Here is a 19,906-nt window from a genome sequence, read left to right as displayed (position 1 = left end):
CCCGCGCGCCGCGCCACTCCCCCGGCCCGCCGCCGGACGCCGGGTACGCCTTCGACGGCCCGGGCCCGCTCCGCGTCTCCTTCCCCTGCCCGGCCTGCCACCAGCGCATCAGGCTCCCGGTGCGCGGCCCGCTCCGGGCCCGCTGCACGCTGTGCCGCACGGAGCTGGAGTGCGACACGTAGGAGCGACGGCGCCGTAAGAGCGACGGCGCGGTGGCTACAGCCAGTCGGTCTCGGGCGTGGCCGCCGCCAGTACGGCCGCCGCGTCCTCGGTGATCGGCTCGCCGTGCGGTACACACACCGTCTCCACCCGCTCCAGCGCGGCCAGCCGCCGGAACGAGGCGATGGCCTGCTCCCGGTCGACGTTGAAGGGGCCGAGCACCGCCCGGCCCTCCCCGGTGCCGATGATGTCCCCGGGGAAGAGCACCCGGGACTCCGGCAGGTGCAAGGCGATGCCGCCGGGGGTGTGGCCGTGCGTGGCGAGCACGTGCACCGGCTCGCCCCAGCCCGCCGGCTCGTCGCCCTCGGCCAGCTCGATGTCGACCGCGACCGGGCGTGGCGGCTCCACTCCGGACTCCGCGAGGTCCGCCATGATCTTCTCGTGCAGGACGCGTTCGGTGGCGGTGGGCACCGGCTCCGGCTCGGGCGCCGCGCCGCGGATGACCGGGGCGTCGGGCGCGCCGGCCAGCACGGTGGCGCCGGTGGCCGCCACCAGGTCGGCGGCCGATCCGGTGTGGTCCAGGTGGGAGTGGGTCAGCACGATCTGCCGTACGTCCTCGGGGCGCCCGCCGAGCCCGGCCAGCGCCTCCAGGACCGCCGGCGCCGAACCCGCTACGCCGGTGTCCACCAGGGCGTACCCGCTCCGCCCCGACGGGCCGCCGGCCGGCAGCCGTACGAGGTACACATGACCCACGGGAAAGGGGACCTGCCATATCGACGGGGTGATCTCTCGGAGTCTCATACGGTGACCCTACGGACGCGGCGCCCCGAAGTGGCCTGCGCAGGACGGGCGTTCACCCAGCGCGTAGCTCGCCCGGCCGGGGGCACGCGGCGGTCGGCCTTCGAGCGCGCTTCACCCTCTAGGCTCGTCGTATGAGCCCTTCCATCGCCACCAACACCACTGTCGAGCTGCCCGGACTGCTGGAGTTCGTCCGCCCCCGGCACCGCGCCATCCTGCTGACCCGCCGGTCCGACGGCACCCCCCAGGGCTCGCCGCTGACCTGCGGCGTGGACGACTCGGGCCGGATCGTCATCTCGACGTACCCCGAGCGCGCCAAGGTGCGCAACGCCCGCCGCGCGCCGTCCGTCAGCGTCATCGTCCTCTCCGACGAGTGGAACGGCCCGTGGGTGCAGATCGACGGCGAGGCCGAGGTCATCGACGCGCCGGACTCGGTCGAGCCGCTCGTGGAGTACTTCCGCAACATCTCCGGCGAGCACCCGGACTGGGACGAGTACCGCGCGGCCATGATCAAGCAGGGCAAGTCCATCATCCGCATCACCCCCCGCCGCTGGGGCCCCATCGCCACCGGCGGCTTCCCGGCCCACCTGGCGGAGGACGAGGGCTGAGGTCAGGGCTGAGCGCGCCTGGCACCGGCACCACGCATGCGCGGCGCCTGCCCTCCGGTCGGGGAAGGGGCAGGCGCCGCGTTTGTTCCGTACGTCGTTGTACGGGACATTCAGGGGTGGTGCGTCACACGGTCAGTGCGCGGTCCGTCGGCTTGATGGGGGCGGGCAGGGAGGACGCGCCGGTCAGGAAGCGGTCCACGCCCTGGGCGGCGGAGCGGCCCTCGGCGATGGCCCACACGATCAGCGACTGGCCGCGGCCCGCGTCGCCGGCGACGAAGACGCCGGGGACGTTGGTGGCGTACTCCGCGTCCCGGGCGATGTTGCCGCGCTGGTCCAGCTCCAGGCCGAACTGCTCGACGAGGCCGTTCTCCTTGTCGGTGCCGGTGAAGCCCATCGCGAGGGTGACCAGCTGAGCCGGGATCTTCCGCTCGGTGCCGGGCTTCTGCTCCAGCTTGCCGTCCTTGAACTCCACCTCGACCAAGTGCAGCCACTGGACGTTGCCGTCCTCGTCGCCCTCGAAGTGGGTGGTGTTGACGGAGTAGAGCCGCTCGCCGCCCTCCTCGTGCGCGGAGGTGACCTTGTAGAGCATCGGGAAGGTCGGCCAGGGCTGGCCCTCGTTCCGCTCCTCGCCCGGCTTGGGCATGATCTCCAGCTGGGTGACCGAGGCCGCGCCCTGGCGGTGGGCCGTGCCGACGCAGTCCGCGCCGGTGTCGCCGCCGCCGATGACCACGACGTGCTTGCCCTCGGCGGTGATGGGGGACGTCGTCAGGTCGCCCTCCTGCACCTTGTTGGCCAGCGGCAGGTACTCCATCGCGAAGTGGATGCCGTTCAGCTCGCGGCCGGGCACCGGCAGGTCGCGGGAGGTGGTCGAGCCCGCGGCGATCACGACGGCGTCGTAGCGACGGCGCAGCTTCGCCGCGTCGATGTCGCGGCCGATCTCCGTCTCGGTGCGGAACTTGGTGCCCTCCGCGCGCATCTGCTCGATGCGGCGGTTGATGTGCCGCTTCTCCATCTTGAACTCGGGGATGCCGTAGCGGAGGAGACCACCGATACGGTCCGCGCGCTCGTAGACGGCGACGGTATGGCCCGCGCGGGTCAGCTGCTGCGCGGCGGCCAGGCCCGCCGGCCCTGAACCGATGACGGCGACGGTCTTGCCGGACAGGCGCTCGGGCGGCTGCGGGGTGACGTCCCCGTTGTCCCACGCCTTGTCGATGATGGAGACCTCGACGTTCTTGATGGTCACCGGCGGCTGGTTGATGCCCAGCACGCAGGCGGCCTCACAAGGGGCGGGGCAGAGGCGACCGGTGAACTCCGGGAAGTTGTTGGTCGCGTGCAGCCGCTCGCTCGCGGCCTCCCAGTCGTTGCGGTAGGCGTAGTCGTTCCACTCGGGGATGAGGTTCCCCAGCGGACAGCCGTTGTGGCAGAACGGGATGCCGCAGTCCATGCAGCGCGACGCCTGCTTGCTGATGATCGGCAGCAGGGAACCGGGCCGGTAGACCTCGTTCCAGTCCTTGACCCGCTCCTCGACGGGACGGGTCTCGGCGACCTCGCGGTCGTGGTTCAGGAAGCCCTTGGGGTCAGCCATTGGTCGCCGCCTCCATCATCTTCTCGTAGGTCGCGGACTCGGAGAGTCCGGCCTGCTCGGCGGCTTCCTTGGCGACGAGCACTGCCTGGTACGTGGGCGGGATGACCTTGCTGAAGCGCGCGGCGGCGGCATCCCAGTCGGCGAGGAGCTTGGCGGCGACGGTGGAGCCGGTCTCCTCCTGGTGGCGGCGCACCACGTCGTGCAGCCACTGCTTGTCGGTCTCGTTCAAGGGGTTGACCGCGGTGGCCAGCTCCTTGTTGACGTTGGCCGGGTCCAGGTCGATGACGTAGGCGAAACCGCCGGACATGCCGGCCGCGAAGTTGCGGCCCGTCTCGCCGAGTACGACCGCGTTGCCGCCGGTCATGTACTCGCAGCCGTGGTCGCCCACGCCCTCGGAGACCACCGTGGCGCCGGAGTTGCGGACGCAGAAGCGCTCGCCGACCCGGCCGCGGAGGTAGAGCTCGCCGCCGGTGGCGCCGTAGGCGAGGGTGTTGCCCGCGATGGTGGAGTACTCCGCGAGGTGGTCGGCGCCGCGGTCCGGGCGGACGATCACGCGGCCGCCGGAGAGGCCCTTGCCGACGTAGTCGTTGGCGTCGCCCTCCAGGCGGAGGGTGACACCCTTCGGCAGGAAGGCGCCGAAGGACTGGCCGGCCGAGCCGGTGAAGGTGATGTCGATGGTGTCGTCGGGCAGGCCCGCGCCACCGAACTTCTTCGTCACCTCGTGGCCCAGCATGGTGCCGACCGTGCGGTTGATGTTGCGGATGGCGACCTGCGCCCGTACGGGCTGGGCCTCCTCCGCGGTGTCCGCGGAGAGCGCGTCGGCGGCCAGCTTGATGAGCTGGTTGTCCAGCGCCTTCTCCAGGCCGTGGTCCTGCACGGTGATCTGGTGGCGGACGGCGCCCTCGGGCAGCTCGGGCACGTGCAGCAGCGGGGCCAGGTCCAGGCCCTGCGCCTTCCAGTGCGTCACCGCCTGGGTGGTGTCCAGCAGCTCGGCGTGGCCGACGGCCTCCTCCAGCGTGCGGAAGCCCAGCTCGGCGAGGAGCTCACGGACCTCCTGGGCGATGAACTGGAAGAAGTTGACGATGTACTCGGCCTTGCCGCTGAACCGCTCGCGCAGCGTCGGGTTCTGCGTGGCGATGCCGACCGGGCAGGTGTCCAGGTGGCAGACGCGCATCATGACGCAGCCGGACACCACCAGCGGGGCGGTCGCGAAGCCGTACTCCTCGGCGCCCAGCAGGGCGGCGATGACCACGTCGCGGCCGGTCTTCAGCTGGCCGTCGGTCTGCACGACGATGCGGTCGCGCAGGCCGTTGAGCAGCAGCGTCTGCTGGGTCTCGGCGAGGCCGAGCTCCCAGGGACCGCCGGCGTGCTTCAGCGAGGTGAGCGGCGAGGCGCCCGTACCGCCGTCGTGGCCGGAGATCAGGACCACGTCCGCGTGTGCCTTGGAGACACCCGCGGCGACCGTGCCGACGCCGACCTCGGAGACCAGCTTCACGTGGATGCGGGCCTGCGGGTTGGCGTTCTTGAGGTCGTGGATCAGCTGAGCCAGGTCCTCGATGGAGTAGATGTCGTGGTGCGGCGGCGGGGAGATCAGGCCCACGCCCGGCGTCGAGTGACGCGTCTTGGCGACCCACGGGTAGACCTTGTGGCCGGGCAGCTGGCCGCCCTCACCGGGCTTGGCGCCCTGGGCCATCTTGATCTGGATGTCGTCGGAGTTGACCAGGTACTCGCTCGTCACACCGAAGCGGCCGGAGGCGACCTGCTTGATGGAGGAGCGGCGCGCCGGGTCGTACAGGCGCTCCGGGTCCTCGCCGCCCTCACCGGTGTTGGACTTGCCGCCCAGCTGGTTCATGGCGATGGCGAGGGTCTCGTGCGCCTCCTGCGAGATGGAGCCGTACGACATGGCGCCGGTGGAGAACCGCTTGACGATCTCGCTGACCGGCTCGACCTCCTCGATCGGGATCGAGGGCCGGTCGGACTTGAAGCCGAACAGGCCGCGCAGCGTCATCAGCCGCTCGGACTGCTCGTTGACCCGCTCGGTGTACTGCTTGAAGATCTCGTACTTGCCCGAGCGCGCGGAGTGCTGCAGGCGGAAGACGGTCTCCGGGTCAAAGAGGTGCGGCTCGCCCTCGCGGCGCCACTGGTACTCGCCGCCGATGTCCAGCGCGCGGTGCGTGGCGGCGATGCCGGAGGCCGGGTACGCCTTGGCGTGCCGGGCGGCGACCTCCTTGGCGATGACGTCCAGGCCCGCGCCGCCGATCTTGGTGGCGGTGCCGTGGAAGTAGGTGTCGACGAACGCCTCGTCCAGGCCGACGGCCTCGAAGACCTGCGCGCCGCGGTAGGAGGCGACGGTGGAGATGCCCATCTTGGACATGACCTTCAGGACGCCCTTGCCGAGCGCCTTGATCAGGTTCTTGATGGCGGCCTCGGCCTCGATGCCGGGCAGGAAGGTGCCGGCGCGGACCAGGTCCTCGACGGTCTCCATGGCCAGGTACGGGTTGACCGCCGCGGCGCCGTAGCCGATCAGCAGCGCGACGTGGTGCACCTCGCGGACGTCACCGGCCTCGACGAGCAGGCCCACCTGGGTGCGCTGCTTCGTACGGATGAGGTGGTGGTGGACGGCGGAGGTGAGCAGCAGCGAGGGGATCGGCGCGTGCTCGGCGTCGGAGTGCCGGTCGGACAGCACGATCAGGCGCGCGCCGTCCTCGATGGCGGCCTCGGCCTCGGCGCAGATCTCCGCGATGCGGGCGGCGAGGGCCTCGCCGCCGCCGTGCACGCGGTACAGGCCGGAGAGGGTGACGGCCGTCATGCCCGGCATGTCGCCGTCGGCGTTGATGTGGATGAGCTTGGCCAGCTCATCGTTGTCGATCACCGGGAAGGGCAGGGTGACGCTGCGGCAGGAGGCCGCGGTGGGCTCCAGGATGTTGCCCTGCGGGCCCAGCGAGGAGATCAGCGAGGTGACCAGCTCCTCGCGGATGGCGTCCAGCGGCGGGTTGGTGACCTGCGCGAACAGCTGGGTGAAGTAGTCGAAGAGCAGCCGGGGACGCTCGGAGAGCGCGGCGATCGGCGAGTCCGTACCCATCGAACCGATAGGCTCGGCACCGGCCTTGGCCATCGGCGCGAGGAGGACGCGCAGCTCCTCCTCGGTGTAGCCGAAGGTCTGCTGGCGGCGGGTGACCGAGGCGTGGGTGTGCACGATGTGCTCGCGCTCGGGGAGGTCCTCGAGCTCGATCTCGCCGGCCTCCAGCCACTCCGCGTACGGGTGCTCGGCGGCGAGGGCGCCCTTGATCTCGTCGTCCTCGATGATGCGGCCCTCGGCGGTGTCCACGAGGAACATCCGGCCGGGCTGCAGGCGGCCCTTGCGGACCACCTTGGCGGGGTCGATGTCCAGGACGCCGACCTCGGAGGAGAGCACGACGAGGCCGTCGTCGGTGACCCAGTAACGCCCGGGCCGCAGGCCGTTGCGGTCCAGGACCGCGCCGACCTGGGTGCCGTCGGTGAAGGTGACGCAGGCCGGGCCGTCCCAGGGCTCCATCATCGTGGAGTGGTACTGGTAGAAGGCGCGCCGGGCCGGGTCCATGGAGGGGCTGTTCTCCCACGCCTCCGGGACCATCATCAGCACGGAGTGGGGCAGCGAGCGGCCGCCGAGGTGGAGCAGCTCCAGTACCTCGTCGAAGGACGCGGAGTCCGAGGCGTCCGGCGTACAGACGGGGAACAGGCGCTCGACGGACTCGGTGGCCTCGCCGAAGAGCTTGCTGGAGAGCTGGGACTCGCGGGCGCGCATCCAGTTGCGGTTGCCCTTGACCGTGTTGATCTCGCCGTTGTGCGCGACGAAGCGGTACGGGTGGGCCAGCGGCCAGCTCGGGAAGGTGTTGGTGGAGAACCGCGAGTGGACCAGCGCGATGGCGGTGGCGAAACGGCGGTCGGACAGGTCCGGGAAGAACGGCTCCAGCTGCCCGGTGGTCAGCATGCCCTTGTACACAATCGTGCGCGCGGACAGCGACGGGAAGTACACGCCGGCCTCGCGCTCGGCACGCTTGCGCAGCGCGAACGCCTTGCGGTCCAGGGCCAGCCCGGTGTTCTCGCCGTCCGAGACGAACAGCTGGGAGAAGGCGGGCATGGTGGCGCGGGCGCCGTTGCCGAGCAGCTGCGGGGCGACGGGCACGACACGCCAGCCGAGGACGTTCAGGCCTTCTTCGGACGCGATCGTCTCGATCTTCGAGACGGCGGCCTGGGCCTCCTCGGCATCCGAGGGGAGGAACGCGATGCCCGCGGCGTACGCGCCCGCCTCCGGGAGCTCGAAGGTGACGTTCTCGCGCAGGAAGGCGTCGGGAATCTGGAGCAGGATGCCCGCACCGTCGCCGGAGTCGGGCTCGGAGCCGGTGGCGCCGCGGTGTTCGAGGTTCCGCAGGACGGTCAGCGCCTGTTCGACCAGTGCGTGGCTCGCCTCGCCGGTGAGGGTCGCGACGAAGCCGACGCCGCAGGCGTCGTGCTCGTTACGCGGGTCGTACATCCCCTGCTGGGCGGGGCGCCCGTCCATGGGCGACCAGGCGGCGCTGGTAGCGCTGCCGGTGGTCGCGGAGTGCGTGGACGCGGAACGCATCGGCTCTCCCAACGTCGTCGTGGCATGTGCAGTGCCGAGGGACGACGTTGGCCCTCCGCGAAATTTTGCGTGCAGGTTACAGGATGACCCCGATCTCGTGAATCGGATAGGGGCTTCCAGCATGCGGACACCGCTCATAGCGGCGAATCAAGAACGCGGCGGGACAGTTCGTCGTCCGACAGCGCGGGTCACCGGTAGGCGACATTGCCTCCGGCGCCAGAGCCTTATGCCCGCTGGTCGAAAACTGAAACCGCGAGGTAACAGTTTAATTATGCGTCTGCACGCATAGGGCGTCACCCTACGGCGGTTCCGAACAGCGTGCCCAGGAGGTACGTCACACCCGCGGCGGCGCCGCCGAGAGCCAACTGGCGCAGTCCGCTGTACCACCAGGACCGTGCCGTCACCCGGGCAACAACCGCACCGCACCCGAAAAGTCCCAGCAGCGCGAGCAGCAGGGCGGGCCACAGCGCGGAGGCGCCCAGCAGGTACGGCAGGACCGGCAGCAGCGCGCCCAGCGCGAAGGAACCGAACGAGGAAGCGGCGGCGACCAGCGGCGAGGGCAGGTCGGACGGGTCAATGCCCAGCTCCTCGCGGGCGTGGATCTCCAGCGCCTGCTCCGGGTCCTTGGAGAGCTGTGCGGCCACCTCGCGGGCGAGCTCCGGCTCCACCCCGCGCGACTCGTAGAGCGCGGCCAGCTCGGCCTGCTCGTCCTTGGGGTGTTTACGCAGCTCATGGCGCTCGATGTCCAGCTCGGCCTGGACCAGCTCGCGCTGCGAGGCGACCGAGGTGTACTCGCCTGCGGCCATCGAGAAGGCACCCGCCGCCAGCCCGGCCAGCCCCGTGATGACGATCGTCTGCTGCGAGACCGAACCGCCGGCCACACCCGTCATCAGGGCGAGGTTCGACACCAGGCCGTCCATGGCGCCGAAGACCGCCGGCCGCAGCCAGCCGCCGTTCACATCACGGTGTGTGTGGTTGTCACGGTGGGCGACATGCGTCGAAGCCGACGCGTCCATGACATCAATGACGGACATAGGGACCTCTCCCTCCCTCGCGAGGTGTGGGCCGATGAGCGGCACTTCCCCCTGCAACACCTCGAAGTTAGGCCCCTCACATCCCTTCGCGCTAGCAAGGAAGGCCGTACTTACCCCACTGACCTGCGGCTTTACCGAACCGCTCGTCGTGAGATCCGGATCACACCAGCCTCCTCCCGACCCTCGGGATACGGCCATCACGACATCACTCCGATGCGGCGTGATCTCCCCCCATTCGCGGCAAACCGGCCCTACCATCCCTCAGACGCGTACGCATCCGGGACCGGTCGGCGGAAGGCACGCACATGAGCACACCGCACGCCCCCTCGCCCGTCCCGGTCACCCCGGGTGACCGCCCCGCCGATCTGCGGGACCGGGGCCGCGGCGCGCTGCTGGGCCTCGCCGTGGGCGACGCGCTCGGCGCCCCCGCGGAGAACATGAAGCCTTCGCAGATCCGCCGCCGCTGGGGCCGCATCGAAGGCTTCGTCGCCGACGACCCGGCCGGCACCGACGACACCGAATACGCCATCTTCTCCGGCCTGCTGCTGGCCGAACACGGCTCGGCGCTCACCGTCGCGCACGTCGAGGCCGCCTGGCACCAGTGGATCGCCGACCTGGACGAAGGTCCCTTCCGCGGCGCCGGGTTCAGCGAACGCGGCACCCTGGAGAACCTCCGCCGGGGCCTCGCCGCACCGATTTCCGCCCAGCACCGTCATGCCTGGAGCGACGGACTGGCCATGCGGGCCGCGCCCTTCGGCGTACACGCGGCGGGCCGGCCCGCCGAGGCCGCCCGGCTGGTCGCGGTGGACGGCACGGTCAGCCACGACGGCGAGGGCATCTACGGCGGCCAGGCCGTCGCCGCCGGGGTCGCGGCCGCGATGGTCGCCCGGACCACCGACGCGGTCATCGCCGCCGCGCTCTCCGTCGTCCCCGAGGACTCCTGGACGGCGCGCTCGCTGCGCCGCGCGGTCGCCGCGGCCCAGCGCTCCCGGCTGGACCCCGGCATCACCCGCCTCGGCACCGAACGCGCCGTGCGGTCCGCCGTCGTCATCGGCGGCTACCCCTGGACCGACCTGGCCCCCGAGGCGGTCGGGCTGGCCTTCGGCGCGTTCGCCGCCGCGGCCGGCGACTTCCCCGACTCGGTCCTCACCGCCGTCAACATGGGCCGCGACGCCGACACCACGGCGGCGGTCGCCGGGGCCCTGGCCGGCGCGCTGGGCGGCTTCGCCGCCGTACCCGAGGACTGGGCAGCGGTCATCGCCCCCGCACGCGGCACCTGCCTCCCGTCCATGGCGGGCTACCACGTCCTCGACATCGCCGACCTCCTCACCCCGGAGCCGACCGCATGACCGCTTCTCCCACAGCTGCGGGCAGTCGTGCCGCTGGGGCGGCACGGGTGGGCGCAGCGGCACCCCCACCGGCGGGCAGCCGACCCACCACCGCCACCCCAGCGCCCCGTGCCCCCGCCCGCGCCGGCGCCAGCGGCACCCGCATTGAGGGCCTCCTCCTGGGCCTAGCCGCAGGCGACGCCGCCGGCTGGCCCGCCGCCCGCCACCGCGCCGCCCGGATGCCCGAGTGGACCCGCCGCCTCACCCGCGAACTGGACACCTTCGCCGAGCAGAACGCCACCACCACGCTCCCCGTGCCCATCGCCCTCAACCAGCCCCCCGAACCGCTCCGCCTCGGCCCCTCCGACGACGCCGAGTGGGCCGCCTTCACCGCCGGCTCCGTGCTCACCGCCGCCGGCGCCTTCCTCTCCGACCTCGGCCGGGACCGCCGGATGCGGGCCGCCCTCGACCTCGCCTGGACCGCGCTGGCCTGCGAGGTCGCGGCCGCCGCCGACCGGGCGCCGGAGGTGGAGTCGGCGGTGCTGCCGCTGCGCGCCCGGATCTCCGTACGCGCCGGGCTCGGCAATCTCGCGGCCGGGCTGCGGCCGCCCGCCACCGGCCACGACAACCCGCACTTCTTCGACGACGCGGCGTGCGTGCGCGCCGCCGTACTGGCCGTGGTCCACCCCGGCGACCCGGCGGCCGCCGCCGGGCTGGCCGAGTTCGACGCCCGGTACACCCAGGACGGCGACGGCGTGCACGGCGCCCGCGCGATGGCCGCAGCGGTCGCCGCCGCGCTCGGCGGTTCCCCCGTCGCCGCCTGTGTGGAGGCCGCGCTCGCGCAGCTCCCCGAGGGCACCGAGATCCGCCGCAACGCGCTGCACGCCGTACGGCTGGCCGAGGCCACCGCCGACGGCCGCCCCGGCGCCGCCTTCGCCCTGGTCCCGACCCTGGAGCACGAGATCGTCGACCACGTCTACAGCTACGGCATCGCCGCGGCCGAGACCGTGCCGGTCGCCCTCGCGCTGGCCCTCGCGGGCGGCGGCCGGACCGCCGAGGCGGTGCCCGCGGCCGCCTGCCTCTCCCGCGTCGCCGACTCGGCGCCCGCCCTGGCCGGTGCGCTGACCGGCGCGCTCGGCGGGGCCGCCGCGCTGCCCGCCGCCTGGCGCGACGCCTGCCGCACGCTCTCCGGCTGCGCGCTCCCCCGGCTGGCCGGCACCGACCTGGTCGAGCTGGCCGACCTGCTCGCCGGCACCGAACTGACCACTCCGCAAACACCCCTGACGACCGGCACCGAACCGACCAGCCCGCAGACCCCCGTGACGACGCAGCCGCCCCTGCCGAAAGGACCGGACCGCCCATGACGCACACCGCGGCACCACCCACCACCACGGCGTCCCCCACCCTCGCCGACCGCACGGCCGGGGCCCTCGCCGGAGCCGCGGTCGGCGACGCGCTCGGCGGTCCCGTCGAGGGCTGGAGCCCGGAGCAGATCCGGGAGCGGCACGGCGGCCCGGTTCGCGGCATCGTCGGCCCGTGGCACGCGGACTGGCGCACCGCCCGCCCGCTCGCGCCGTACCACAAGGGCGACGGCCACGTCACCGACGACACCCTCATGACGCACGCGCTGATCAGGGTGTACGAGCAGGTCCGCGACCACCTCGACGCGTACGCGGTGGCCGATCACCTGGTCCCCGACCTGATGACCCACCCGCGCTGGATCCCCGAGCTGGAGGCCGAGGCGCTGCCCCTGCAGCGCGTCTTCCTCGCCGAGAAGTGGCTCGTCACCCGCCTCCATTACGGGCACGCGGACCCCCGCGAGGCAGGCGTCGGCAACATCGTCAACTGCGGCGCCGCGATGTACATGGCACCGGTCGGCCTGGTCAACGCCGGTGATCCGCGCGGCGCTTACGCAGAGGCGCTGGACGTCGCGGGCGCGCACCAGTCCTCGTACGGGCGGGAGGCGGCCGGTGTCCTCGCCGCGGCGGTGGCCGCGGCCTGCACACCCGGTGCCACGCCCGCCTCCGTGGTCGAGACGGCCCTCGCCCTCGCCAAGGACGGCACCCGCACGGCCATCGAGGCGGTCTGCGAAGTGGCCGTGAAGTACGACGAGTTCGAGCCCGCGCTGCCGCAACTGCGGGGCGCTGTTTCGCCGTTCGACACCGTGGGGCCCGAGTACCGCCGTCCCTCCCTCGGCGCCCGGCGCCCCTCGCGACTGCACACCATCGAGGAACTCCCCGTTGCGCTCGGCCTGTTGCTGATCGGCGACGGCGACTACCGCGAGACGGTGCTCGGCGCGGTCAACTACGGCCGCGACTGCGACTCCATCGCCACCATGAGCGGCGCCCTGGTCGGCGCGCTCGGCCACCCCGTGCCCGCCGAGTGGACCGCGGCCGTCTCCGAGGCCAGCCGGCTGGACCTCCGGGCCCCGGCGGACGCGCTGACCTCCGTGGCCCGCGAGATCCACCACCGCGATCTGCTGCGCCGCCGCGCCCACGAGGCCGCGTTCGCCGCCCTCACGGAGCCCCGATGACGTATCCGCCGGCGCCGCTGCGGGTGACCTGGGTCCAGCCGGAGGACCTGCTCGGCCACGAGCTGCGGCAGGCCGCCGAGGACGGCCGCGACGCCACCGTGATCCGCCGCCGCTGGCACACCGCGGGCGGCGGCGACGCGCCCGAGCGGGCCGGCGCCTCCGCCACGCCCGCCCCGCCGCACCTCCGGGCCCTCGCCACCGCCCTCCTGGACGACCTGGCCGCGCTGCCCTCCCCGCTGGCCGCCGACGAGCCCACCGACCTGGCGGCCGTCCGGGCCGCCGCCCCGCCCCCGCCGCCCGTGGCCACGGCCCCCGGCCTGCTCCCCCGCCTCGAAGCTGCCTGGCTGGGCCGCGCCGCCGGCTGCCTGCTCGGCAAGCCGGTCGAGAAGCTGCCGCTGGCCGGCATCCGGGAGATCGCCCGGTCGACCGCGAACTGGCCGCTGCACACCTGGTTCACCGAGGCCGGGCTGGACCCCGGTACCGCCGCCCGGTACCCGTGGAACCGCCGCAGCCGCGCCACCTCGCTCGCCGAGAACATCGACGGGATGCCCGAGGACGACGACCTGAACCACCCGGTGCTCGGCCTGCTCCTCCTCCAACGCCACGGCCCCGGCTTCACCACCGCCGACCTCGCCCGGCTGTGGCTGGAGGAGCTGCCGGCCGGCCGGACGTTCACCGCCGAGCGCGTCGCGTACCGCAATCTCCTCGACGGCATCGAACCGCCGGACACCGCCCGCTTCCGCAACCCCTTCCGCGAGTGGATCGGCGCCCTGATCAGGGCCGACATCCACGGCTGGACGCATCCGGGCGACCCGGCCGGGGCCGCGGCGGCCGCCTGGCGGGACGCGGTCCTGAGCCATACCGCCAACGGCGTGTACGGGGCGATGTTCGTCGCGGCGGCCCTCGCCCGGGCCGCCGCCGGGGACGCGGACGTGCACGCCTGCCTGCGCACCGGCCTCGCCGTGGTCCCGCCCCGCTCCCGGCTGGCCCGGGCCGTGCGCTGCGGCATCGCGGCGGCCGGGGCGGCGCCCGACCGCACGCCGGCCGGCTTCGAGGCCGTGGTGGACCGGCTGCACGCCGCGTACGGACGGCACCACTGGGTGCACGTCCTGCCCAACGCCGCCCTGCTCGCCGCCGCCCTCACGCACGCCGACGGGGACTTCACCGGGTCGGTCTGCCGCGCCGTCTCCGGCGGCTGGGACACCGACTCCAACGGCGCGACGGCCGGCTCCCTCACCGGCCTCCTGGCCGGCTCCCCGGACGCCCTCCCCGCCCGCTGGACTGCCCCGCTGGCCAACCGGCTGGCCACCGGCATCGGCGGTCTGGACGGCATCGGCTTCGACGCGCTGGCCCGCGAGACGGCGGCCCTCGCCCGCACGGGCCCGCCACCCCACGGAAAACGGGCCGCGGCCCTCGATGAGGACCACGACCCGCTGTGCCCGGCGGACGGCCGGGACTAGGACTTCTTGTTGCCGGTGCGCTCGGCGGGCTCGTCCTTCTCCGCCCGCTCGGCGTCGTCCGCGCGCTTCGCGGGCGCGGCGTCCTCGACCGGACCGTCAGCGCCGTCCGTCGCGCCGTCGTCCGTCGCGCCGTCCTCCGGCTCGTCCGCTCCCGGTTCGACGACCGGCTCCCGGCCCGGCGACCGCTTCGCCGAGATCACCAGGTACACCAGCGCCAGGACCAGCACGATCAGCGCCGTCCACACGTTCAGCCGCAGGCCCAGAATGTGGTGCGCCTCGTCGACCCGCATGTACTCGATCCACGCCCGGCCCGCGCAGTACGCCGCGACATACAGCGCGAACGTCCGGCCGTGCCCCAGCTTGAACCGCCGGTCCGCCCAGATGACCAGGATCGCGACGCCGATGCACCACAGGGACTCGTACAGGAACGTCGGGTGGTACGTGCCGCCCACCCGGCCGATCGCCGGGTCCGAGCTGATCTTCAGCGCCCACGGCACGTCCGTCGGCCTGCCGTACAGCTCCTGGTTGAACCAGTTGCCCCAGCGGCCCATCGCCTGCGCCAGCGCGATGCCCGGCGCGACCGCGTCCGCGTACGCCGGCAGCGGGATGCCCCGGCGCCGGCACCCGATCCAGGCACCCACCGCGCCCAGCGCGATCGCGCCCCAGATACCGAGGCCGCCCTCCCAGACGTAGAACGCCTTGATCGGGTCGCCGCCCTTGCCGAAGTACGGCTCGTACGTCGTGATGACGTGGTAGAGCCTCCCTCCGACCAGGCCGAACGGCACCGCCCACACGGCGATGTCGGCGACCGTCCCGCTCCGGCCACCGCGCTGGATCCAGCGCTTGTTGCCGAGCCAGACGGCGATGAAGACGCCGATGATGATGCAGAATGCGTAGCCGCGCAGCGGGATCGGGCCGAGATGCACGACGCCGGTCGACGGGCTGGGAATGAATGCGAGGTCCATGGCAGCCCTGACGCTATCGCGCCGGGTGGGCCGGGCGGCAACCCGCCCGGCAACGGCTCAGTAACGACCCCCCGGCACCCGCGTATACGCGTCACTTCTTCTTGTTCGCGTCCTGGACCATCTGCTGCAGCTTCTGCGGGGTCATCCGCGCGCTCTGGTCGGCGAAGAGGTTCTTGCCGTTGAGGAAGATGCTCGGGGTGCCCTGGAAGCCGCCGCTCTGGAACGCCTCCTGCGACTTCTGCACGAAGCCGTTGTACGTGCCGTCGTGCACGCAGGAGCGGAAGTCGCGCGTCACCAGGCCGGGCACCTTCCCCGCCAGCTTGATCAGGTAGGTCTTGTCCGCATACCGGTCCTGCTGCTCGGCGGGCTGGTTGGTGTACAGCACGTCGTGGTAGTCGCGGAACTTGCCCGCGTTCTGCGCGCACAGCGCGGCATTGCCCGCGTTCAGCGAGCCCTTGCCGCCCATGTTGCCGTCGATGAGGAGGGCGAGGTGGTAGTTGGTCTTCAGCTGCCCGGAGTCCTGCAGCTCATGGACGGTCTTGCGGAAGCCCGTCTCGAACTGCTTGCAGGCGGGGCAGCGGAAGTCCTCCCACACGTCCAGGGTGGAGGGCGCGTCCTTCTTTCCGACGGACACCATCGGCTTGTCCCCGCCGGTCGCCCCCTTCGGCGCGGCGACCGGGGCGCTCTTGCCGTCGCCCGTGGACGACGCCCAGACCGCGATGCCGGCGGCCACCGCCAGGACGAGCACCACCGCCCCGGCGACCTTCGCCTGCCTGCCGCGCCGGGCGCGGGCCTTTTCCTTCTCGCGCTGTGCCTGCAGCCGCTCGCGGGCGCTGCCATCGGCTCGGGTTTTCTGGCTCACACCGGTGAAAAACGAGGCGGAGGGACGCGACTGCGCCCCTCCGCCCCTGTTTTCGCCCTATCGAGGGACCCGCCCGGCGTGGGCTTTACGCACGCCGGGCATGGGTCTTACGCCCGTACGCCCTTGGCCAGCTCCCCGGCCAGCTCCCGTACGCCCGCGAGCCCGGCCTCCAGGTCGCCCTCGTGCGCCAGCAGCCGCTTCACGAACGCCGACCCGACGATGACCCCGTCCGCGAACTGCGCGACCTCCGCGGCCTGGGTGGCGTTGGAGACGCCGAGGCCGACGCAGACCGGCAGCTCGGTGGTGGCACGGGTACGCGCGACCAGGTCCTGGGCCTCCCGGCCGACCGACTCGCGGGTGCCGGTGACGCCCATCAGCGACGCCGCGTACACGAAGCCGCTGCCGGCCGCCGTGATCTTCGCCAGCCGCGCGTCCTTGCTGCTCGGCGCGACCACGAAGACCGTGGCCAGGCCGTGCTGCTCGGCGGCCTTCCGCCACACCTCGGACTCCTCGACCGGCAGGTCCGGCAGGATGCAGCCGGCGCCGCCCGCGGCGGCCAGGTCGGCGGCGAACCGCTCGACGCCGTACGCGTCGACCGGGTTCCAGTACGTCATGCACAGCACCGGCGCGCCGGTGGCGGCGTGTGCCTCGCCGACCGTGCGGATCACGTCGACGATCTTGACGCCGCCGCGCAGCGCGATGTCGTCGGCGGTCTGGATGACCGGACCGTCCAGCACCGGGTCGCTGTGCGGCAGGCCGACCTCGACGACGTCGCAGCCGCCCTCGATCATCGCGGTGACGGCGCGTACCCCGCCGTCCACGGTCGGGAAGCCGGCCGGGAGGTACCCGACCAGGGCAGCGCGGCCCTCGGCCTTCGCGCCGGCCAGTACAGAGCTGAGCAGTTCGACGTTGCCCGCCATCAGTTCGTCCCCTCCTGGTGCGCGCCGAGCGCGGTGTCCGTGGCGTCGGTGTCGTCCGCCTCGACCGCGTCGTCGGCGGGCGCGTCGTACAGCCCGAAGTACCGTGCGGCCGTGTCCATGTCCTTGTCGCCGCGCCCGGACAGGTTGACCAGGATCAGCCCGTCCTTGCCCAGCTCGCGGCCCACCTCCAGCGCACCGGCGAGCGCGTGCGCGCTCTCGATGGCGGGGATGATGCCCTCGCTCTGCGAGAGCAGCCGCAGCGCCTGCATGGCCGCGTCGTCGGTGACGGCACGGTACTCGGCGCGCCCGACGTCCTTGAGGTAGGAGTGCTCGGGGCCGATGCCCGGGTAGTCCAGCCCCGCGGAGATCGAGTACGGCTCGGTGATCTGGCCGTCCTCGTCCTGGAGGACGTAGGACCGGGAGCCGTGCAGGATGCCCGGCGTGCCCTCAGTGAGGGTGGCCGCGTGCTCGCCGGTCTCCACGCCGTGGCCGCCCGGCTCGCAGCCGATCAGGCGCACGTCCGCGTCGGGCAGGAAGGCGTGGAAGAGGCCGATGGCGTTGGAGCCGCCGCCGACGCAGGCCACGGCGGCGTCGGGCAGCCGCCCGGCGCGCTCCAGGAGCTGCCGGCGCGCCTCCACGCCGATGACGCGGTGGAAGTCGCGGACGAGGGCGGGGAAGGGGTGCGGGCCCGCGACAGTACCGAAGAGGTAGTGCGTGCGGTCCACGTTGGCGACCCAGTCGCGGAACGCCTCGTTGATGGCGTCCTTCAGGGTGCGGCTGCCGGACTTCACGGCGATGACCTCGGCGCCGAGCATCCGCATCCGGGCGACGTTGAGCGCCTGGCGCTGGGTGTCGATCTCGCCCATGTAGATGGTGCATTCGAGGCCGAAGAGGGCGCAGGCGGTCGCGGTGGCGACGCCGTGCTGGCCCGCGCCGGTCTCGGCGATGACGCGGGTCTTGCCCATGCGCTTGGTGAGCAGCGCCTGGCCCAGCACGTTGTTGATCTTGTGCGAGCCGGTGTGGTTCAGGTCCTCGCGCTTGAGGAAGATCCGCGCGCCGCCCGCGTGCTCGGCGAACCGCGGCACCTCGGTGAGGGCGCTGGGCCGGCCGGTGTAGTTGACCATCAGGTCGTTGAGCTCGGCCGCGAAGGCGGGGTCCGCCTTGGCCTTCTCGTACTCCTCGGCGACCTCGTCGACCGCGGCGACCAGCGCCTCGGGGATGAACTTGCCGCCGAAGGCGCCGAAGTAGCCCTCGGCGCTGGGGATCCGGCCCTCGGGGTCCGGAATGAAGAAGTCAGACGACATCCGACGTACTCCTCGGTCGGGGCGCACGCGTGCGCCCCGGAAGTCTCGATCTCGAAATACGGGCATCAAGGTACGTGCCGTACGCCACGGGCCCGGGTGTCACACTCCGCCGGAGCACCCGCAGGGGTGTCCGGTCAGGCGTGGGAGCCCGCGCGCGGCGCGGCCGTGCGGCGCCATCGGCGTCCGTTGATCTGCCCCGGCTCCGAGCCGATGTGGTACCGGACGCGTCGTCCGTGGATGCGGCGCGCGGGTGCGCGGCAGCCGCGCGGCCTGCACCCGCGCCCCAGGGCCGCGTGCGGCAGGCGCGCGGCGCTCACCGCTGCCGGGCTAGGGGGCTGGGTGCGGGCGGCGGTCATGCGGGGTCAGTCCCGTCCGTGCCGGATGGCGGGGTGGGAGCCGGCCGCGACGAGGTCGGCGACGGCCGTCTTCGGGTCCTTGCCGGTGACCAGCGACTCGCCGACGAGGACGGCGTCCGCGCCCTCGTTGGCGTACGCGATGAGGTCGTGCGGCCCGCGGACGCCCGACTCGGCGATCTTGACGATGTGGTCGGGGATCTCGGGGGCCACCCGGCCGAAGTTGCCGCGGTCGACCTTGAGGGTCTTCAGGTCGCGGGTGTTCACACCGATGATCTTCGCCCCGGCGGCCACCGCGCGCTCGACCTCTTCCTCGTCGTGCGCCTCGACCAGCGGGGTCAGCCCGATCGACTCGGCCCGCTCGATGAGCGAGACCAGCGCCTCCTGCTCCAGCGCGGCCACGATCAGCAGCGCCAGGTCGGCGCCGTACGCACGGGCCTCCCACAGCTGGTACGCGCTGACGATGAAGTCCTTGCGCAGGATCGGGATGTCGACCTTGGCCCGGACGGCCTCCAGGTCGGCCAGCGAGCCGCCGAAGCGGCGCTGCTCGGTGAGGACGGAGATGACGGCCGCGCCGCCCGCTTCGTAGTCGGCGGCGAGCCCGGCCGGGTCGGCGATGGCGGCCAGCGCGCCCTTGGACGGGCTGGAGCGCTTGACCTCGCAGATCACCCGCACGCTGTCGCCCTTGAGGGCCGCCACGCCGTCCTTGGCGGGGGCGGCCTTCTGTGCCCGCTCCTTCAGCTCGTCGAGGCTGACGCGCGCCTGCCGCTCGGCGAGGTCGGCGCGGACTCCGTCGATGATCTCGTCGAGCACACTCACGCGAGCGGCCTCCTTCTTGAGCGGTGGAGGATGTCTGGCGCCTTCGGAGGCGCGGTGCGCTCCCAGCAGGCAGTCCGATGGTATCCGGCCAGGGGCGGTAGCCCCGCATCCGCCTGTCGCCGGTCCCACAACATGGACAGGTACCGGCCGCGCGAGCGCTCCCCGGAGGACGCGGAATCGGCGCGGATCATGGGGCGAGGGCCGATCCGGCGGGCAGGTTGCGTACCACTGTGAAGAGCAGCACAGCGGCGCCTACGAGCCACCAGTGAACGGGTTTGGGCCGCGGCCCGGCGGTCGGCAGCCCGCGGCCGGCCCGCACCAGCCAGACCCCCCAGAACACCGCGAACGCGGCGTAGCCGAGCACCGCCAGGGCGTTGGCGCCCAGCGCCGCGCCCAGGTCGCCGTGGACCACCGCGTGGGCGCTGCGGAGGCCGCCGCACGCCGGGCAGTACAGGCCGGTGAACCGCAGCAGCGGGCAGACGGGATAGTGCCCCGCCTCGTTGGGGTCGACGGCGCCCACGTACGCGAAGGCCGCCAGGACCGCCGCCAGGGCGCCCAGCGGGGCCGCGAGGCGG

At 72.9% G+C, this 19,906-nt stretch carries 16 protein-coding genes and 1 pseudogene; 6 read left to right on the top strand and 11 right to left on the bottom strand.

The annotated features are described in order from the left end of the window. Positions 1-182: pseudogene (locus ABT381_RS28395) on the top strand (hypothetical protein); the annotation flags it as partial. 34 nt (positions 183-216) lie between these two features. On the opposite strand, the gene ABT381_RS28390 reads toward ABT381_RS28395, so the two are convergent. Continuing rightward, positions 217-960 (bottom strand): MBL fold metallo-hydrolase, encoded by a 744-nt coding sequence (locus tag ABT381_RS28390; RefSeq protein ID WP_351599422.1) that lies wholly within the window; start codon positions 958-960, stop codon positions 217-219. A gap of 131 nt (positions 961-1,091) precedes the next feature. Here ABT381_RS28390 and ABT381_RS28385 point away from each other — a divergent pair, with 131 nt between their 5' ends. Beyond that, positions 1,092-1,565 (top strand): PPOX class F420-dependent oxidoreductase, encoded by a 474-nt coding sequence (locus ABT381_RS28385; RefSeq protein WP_351599421.1) that lies wholly within the window; start codon positions 1,092-1,094, stop codon positions 1,563-1,565. A gap of 124 nt (positions 1,566-1,689) precedes the next feature. Here the strand turns inward: ABT381_RS28385 and ABT381_RS28380 are convergent, their stop codons facing one another. The 3 genes from ABT381_RS28380 to ABT381_RS28370 all read right to left on the bottom strand — a co-directional run bounded on the left by ABT381_RS28380 (position 1,690) and on the right by ABT381_RS28370 (position 8,787). Further along, positions 1,690-3,150, bottom strand: coding sequence for a glutamate synthase subunit beta (locus tag ABT381_RS28380; protein ID WP_351599420.1), 1,461 nt, complete (start codon positions 3,148-3,150; stop codon positions 1,690-1,692). Beyond that, positions 3,143-7,753, bottom strand: coding sequence for a glutamate synthase large subunit (gltB, locus tag ABT381_RS28375; RefSeq protein WP_351599419.1), 4,611 nt, complete (start codon positions 7,751-7,753; stop codon positions 3,143-3,145). Before gltB ends, ABT381_RS28380 begins: the two co-directional genes overlap by 8 nt. A gap of 293 nt (positions 7,754-8,046) precedes the next feature. Next, complete coding sequence (locus ABT381_RS28370; RefSeq protein WP_467754630.1) at positions 8,047-8,787, bottom strand: VIT1/CCC1 transporter family protein; 741 nt, start codon at positions 8,785-8,787, stop codon at positions 8,047-8,049. 305 nt (positions 8,788-9,092) lie between these two features. On the opposite strand from ABT381_RS28370, the gene ABT381_RS28365 reads away from it, so the two are divergent. Genes ABT381_RS28365 through ABT381_RS28350 form a run of 4 tightly spaced genes read left to right on the top strand, consistent with a single transcriptional unit; the run spans position 9,093 to position 14,108 of the window. Continuing rightward, positions 9,093-10,136 (top strand): ADP-ribosylglycohydrolase family protein, encoded by a 1,044-nt coding sequence (locus ABT381_RS28365; RefSeq protein WP_351599418.1) that lies wholly within the window; start codon positions 9,093-9,095, stop codon positions 10,134-10,136. After that, entirely contained in the window at positions 10,133-11,479 is a 1,347-nt protein-coding gene (locus ABT381_RS28360; RefSeq protein WP_351599417.1) for an ADP-ribosylglycohydrolase family protein, read from the top strand. Before ABT381_RS28365 ends, ABT381_RS28360 begins: the two co-directional genes overlap by 4 nt. Continuing rightward, on the top strand, positions 11,476-12,648 hold the full coding sequence (locus ABT381_RS28355) for an ADP-ribosylglycohydrolase family protein (protein WP_351599416.1): 1,173 nt from the start codon (positions 11,476-11,478) through the stop codon (positions 12,646-12,648). The genes ABT381_RS28360 and ABT381_RS28355 overlap by 4 nt, the downstream gene beginning before the upstream one ends. Beyond that, positions 12,645-14,108 carry an ADP-ribosylglycohydrolase family protein gene (locus tag ABT381_RS28350; protein WP_351599415.1) on the top strand — a complete coding sequence of 488 codons (1,464 nt, stop codon included), beginning with the start codon at positions 12,645-12,647 and terminating at the stop codon, positions 14,106-14,108. The genes ABT381_RS28355 and ABT381_RS28350 overlap by 4 nt, the downstream gene beginning before the upstream one ends. On the opposite strand, the gene lgt is transcribed toward ABT381_RS28350, so the two are convergent. The 7 genes from lgt to ABT381_RS28315 all read right to left on the bottom strand — a co-directional run. Next, entirely contained in the window at positions 14,105-15,073 is a 969-nt protein-coding gene (lgt, locus tag ABT381_RS28345; RefSeq protein ID WP_351599414.1) for a prolipoprotein diacylglyceryl transferase, read from the bottom strand. The genes ABT381_RS28350 and lgt overlap by 4 nt on opposite strands. A 91-nt stretch (positions 15,074-15,164) precedes the next feature. Then, on the bottom strand, positions 15,165-15,935 hold the full coding sequence (locus ABT381_RS28340) for a DsbA family protein (protein ID WP_351599413.1): 771 nt from the start codon (positions 15,933-15,935) through the stop codon (positions 15,165-15,167). 107 nt (positions 15,936-16,042) lie between these two features. Continuing rightward, positions 16,043-16,855: a tryptophan synthase subunit alpha gene (trpA, locus tag ABT381_RS28335; protein ID WP_351599412.1), complete on the bottom strand. Its 813-nt coding sequence runs from the start codon at positions 16,853-16,855 to the stop codon at positions 16,043-16,045. Then, positions 16,855-18,159 (bottom strand): tryptophan synthase subunit beta, encoded by a 1,305-nt coding sequence (trpB, locus tag ABT381_RS28330; protein WP_351599411.1) that lies wholly within the window; start codon positions 18,157-18,159, stop codon positions 16,855-16,857. Before trpB ends, trpA begins: the two co-directional genes overlap by 1 nt. A gap of 134 nt (positions 18,160-18,293) precedes the next feature. Next, complete coding sequence (gene trpM, locus ABT381_RS28325) at positions 18,294-18,515, bottom strand: tryptophan biosynthesis modulator TrpM (RefSeq protein ID WP_351599410.1); 222 nt, start codon at positions 18,513-18,515, stop codon at positions 18,294-18,296. Between the two features lie 6 nt (positions 18,516-18,521). Continuing rightward, the gene (trpC, locus tag ABT381_RS28320; protein ID WP_030256369.1) at positions 18,522-19,331 is read right to left on the bottom strand and encodes an indole-3-glycerol phosphate synthase TrpC; all 810 of its coding nucleotides are present in this window, start codon (positions 19,329-19,331) and stop codon (positions 18,522-18,524) included. Between the two features lie 187 nt (positions 19,332-19,518). Beyond that, a partial coding sequence (locus tag ABT381_RS28315) for a DUF2752 domain-containing protein (protein WP_351599409.1) occupies positions 19,519-19,906 on the bottom strand: 388 nt, incomplete at its 5' end.

The organism is Streptomyces sp. NPDC000151 (assembly GCF_040301705.1).
Taxonomy (GTDB): domain Bacteria; phylum Actinomycetota; class Actinomycetes; order Streptomycetales; family Streptomycetaceae; genus Streptomyces.
This window is presented reverse-complemented; position numbering and strand designations above follow the sequence as displayed.